General features: G+C 66.6%; 4 protein-coding genes. 3 read left to right on the top strand and 1 reads right to left on the bottom strand.

Translation table 11 applies throughout. The annotated features are described in order from the left end of the window. Positions 1-23: 23 nt before the first annotated feature. Positions 24-485: a transposase gene (locus G6018_RS06435; RefSeq protein WP_206685257.1), complete on the bottom strand. Its 462-nt coding sequence runs from the start codon at positions 483-485 to the stop codon at positions 24-26. Between the two features lie 173 nt (positions 486-658). Here G6018_RS06435 and istA point away from each other — a divergent pair, with 173 nt between their 5' ends. From istA to G6018_RS06450, 3 genes are read left to right on the top strand one after another with little or no spacing between them, the layout of a single operon-like run. Continuing rightward, a complete protein-coding gene (istA, locus tag G6018_RS06440; RefSeq protein WP_206682176.1) occupies positions 659-1,996 on the top strand; it encodes an IS21 family transposase in 1,338 nt (445 codons plus the stop codon). After that, on the top strand, positions 1,993-2,766 hold the full coding sequence (gene istB, locus G6018_RS06445) for an IS21-like element helper ATPase IstB (protein WP_182639195.1): 774 nt from the start codon (positions 1,993-1,995) through the stop codon (positions 2,764-2,766). Before istA ends, istB begins: the two co-directional genes overlap by 4 nt. A 21-nt stretch (positions 2,767-2,787) precedes the next feature. After that, positions 2,788-3,081 (top strand): hypothetical protein, encoded by a 294-nt coding sequence (locus tag G6018_RS06450; RefSeq protein ID WP_182639196.1) that lies wholly within the window; start codon positions 2,788-2,790, stop codon positions 3,079-3,081. Positions 3,082-3,216 lie beyond the last annotated feature (135 nt).

Raw genomic sequence — 3,216 nt, forward strand, 5'->3', positions numbered from 1 at the left:
GATGCTCCTATGTCAAGTCTTCGTCACGCGGCTGCCTGGAGAGCGGGGATCGAAGTGCGTGTCTCCGTAGAGGGAGGAGGTGACGTGGCGTCGGGCAGGGGCCCTGTTTCGTCGGCGCGCATCGCTGCGAACACTCGGTCAGATATTCGGCGGCGGAGCAGTCGCAATGCCTCGGTGCGGGTCTTGCCGGCGGCGATGAGCTTGTCGTAGTAGTCGGTGCCTTCGCCGCCGAGCCGCAGCTGGGTCACCGCGGCCATGTGCAGCGCGGTGTTGATGCGCCTGTTTCCGCCCCGAGACAGCCTGACGCGGACCTTGTTGCCAGACCACACTGGGATCGGGGCGGTGCCGTTGAAACGGGCGAAGGCGTCTTTGGACTTGAACCGCCTGACCCCGGCGGTCTCGCCGATGATCGTGGCCGCTCCGAGCACCCCGAGGCCCGGCACGTCAAGCAAGTGCTGGTGATTCGCGCGCACCAGCGTGCCCAATGTCCGCGTACACCCTGATATGTCGGTTTGGGGACAGGTTCATGTGCAGGTCGGTGTTCGGCGTTCCGTAGTTGTTCGCCGAGGTGGGTGGGCCACCCTTGGAGTCGTCTTCCGGCAAGTTGACGATTTCCGAAGGGTGGCCCACCCCCATGATCCTGGATCAGGAGTCCTGGATGAATATCCGACGTTTCAAACAGCTGCATGCCACCGGCATGACGTACGCCGAGATCGGTCGCGAGTGCGGCTGTGACTGGCGCACGGTACGCAAGTACCTGGCCGAGGATGCCGCGACGGCGCCGCCGTCGGCGCCCTCGCGCAAGGGCACGCAGAAGGTTGCGATCACCGAGGTGATCGCAGCGCTGATCGATGCGATGCTGCGAGCCTGCATCGATATCAAGGCCACTGTGATCTGCGAGCGTCTCGCCGACGAGCACGACGTGCATGTGCACTATCAGCGGGTCAAGACCTACTGCCGCTCCCGCCGCCCCCAGATCCGCGCCGAGCTCGGCCTCGACGAACCGGGAGCGGGGAGTCTGCACCGACGCATCGCCACTCTGCCCGGGGCCCAGGCCCAGGTCGACTGGGGCGATGAGGGAGATCTGCTGGGCACCGGGGTTCGCGTGTACTCGTTCCACATGACGCTGTCGTACTCGCGGGACCCGTTCTGCTGCTTCGTGACCTCGATGGATGCCGCGACGTTCTTCGACTGCCACCGGCGGGCCTTCGACCACTTCGGCGGGGTCCCGGCCGTGATCGTCTACGACCGCCTCAAGACCGTGGTGCGCCGCCATGTGGCCCCAGGCAAAGCGGTCCCGGTCACCGCCGCAGCCACCGCGTTCGCCGGCCACTACGGGTACGGCATCGATGTGCTGGCCGCCTACCGGCCCACCGGCAAGGGCCGGGTGGAGCGGCAGGTCGACATCGTGCGAGACCACGTCGTGGCCGGCCGCCGCTTTCGCTCGGTCGGCGACGTTGATGCCGCTTTCGCCCGGTGGGTGAAGATCCGCCGCGGCCAGGTTCACCGCACCCACGGGCAGGTCATCGCCGAGGCCGCCGCAACGGATCACGCCGCACTGGGCCCGCTGCCGGCCACGGAGTACGAGATCTTCGACGATCACGTGCGCACGGTGGGCAAGGACTGTTTGATCTCGTTCGAGTCCGACCACTACTCGGTCCCCGCCTCCCAGGTGACGGCGAGGCAGAAGGTCCTGGTCCGTGCCACAGCCAGCCGCATCAAGGTCTGCCGCCTGGAGGACCCCGCCCAGGTGCTGGCGGTCCATCGGCGTGGCGGCCGGTCGCACGAGTGGATCATCGACCCCACCCACTGGGACGGCCTGCCCGACGGGGTCGGCCGCGCCGTCTGTCACACCGAGCCCGACCGGGCCGGGGCATCTGCCAGGCCGGAGGAGTCGTCCTCGGTGCTGGCGCACTATCTGGCCTCGATGGACCCGGTTCCCGATATTCGACGGCCGTTGGCGTCCTACGAGCTGGTGGCGGGTGAGGCCTCGTGAGCGAGTTCGTCATCAGTCGGATCACCGCCGCCGCGCAGCGTCTCAAGCTGCCGCACATGGCCGCCGCCGCAGCTGACGCCGCGACCCGTGCTGAGCAGTCTCAGCTGGGGTACCTGGACTTTCTCGACCAGCTGCTCGAGGAGGAGGTCACCCACCGGGAGTCGGGCCGGTTTCGCAACGCGCTCAAGCTCTCCGGTCTGCCGCACCACAAGACCTTGGAGGAGTTCGATTTTGCGTTCCAACCTGGCGTCGATGCCCGGCGCTTGAAGGATCTCGCGGCGATGGAGTTCGTCGAACGCAAAGCCAACATCGCTCTGCTCGGCCCGCCCGGCGTGGGCAAGACCCACATCGCCGTGGCGCTGGCGGTGACCGCGTGCCGGGCCGGCCACTCAATCTACTACACCACGCTGGACGACCTGGTCCGCAAGCTGCGCAAGGCAGACAGCCTCGGCACCTTGCCCAAGCAGCTCTCGAGTCTGGCCCGACCGTCACTGCTGGTCATCGATGAAGTCGGCTATCTCCCACTCAACCGCGCGGAGGCCAATATGTTCTTCCAGCTGGTTTCACGCCGCTACGAGAAGGGCTCGACGATCATCACCAGCAACAAGACCTTCGCCGAATGGGGCACCGTCCTGGGAGACGAGGTCTTGGCCACGGCGATCCTGGATCGGTTCCTGCACCACTGCGAGGTCATCGCAATCAACGGACCGTCCTACCGGCTCAAGGACCGAGCGGACCTTGTCAGCACTGCCGACGAACCGGCACCATAAACCCCAGCCGGACACCGACACGTGAGCCTGTACCCGCAACGTCACGTCAACCTGTACGCGGACACCCAATCGGCCCTCGATCTCGTTGATCCGCCGGGTGAGCGATCGGATGTCCTCCAAGATGTCGCGGGCGATCTCCGGCACCACCCCGGTCAGGTTGTCCAGGTGGGCAATCAGCTCATCGAGAAGATGGTAGCGACGCAGCGCCCGGGACGGTATCTGCAGGTCAGGGTCGATCTCGTGCAGGAACCAGCGGACCTTGGACTGCAGTGCGGTACGGCGAGCGACCAGGCTGCGACAGTGGTCGGACAGTAGCTTGATCTCCCGCGCCGGCCCCGGCAACTCGGCCGTCGGTAGGTCACTTTCGCGCAGGGCAACGCGTGCCACGGCCTCTGCGTCGATCGGGTCGGACTTGCCGGGTTCGCGACCCGACCGGCGCATACCCGCCAT

The sequence above is a fragment of the Dietzia sp. DQ11-44 genome (genome assembly GCF_014145205.1).
Classification (GTDB): Bacteria; Actinomycetota; Actinomycetes; order Mycobacteriales; family Mycobacteriaceae; genus Dietzia; species Dietzia natronolimnaea.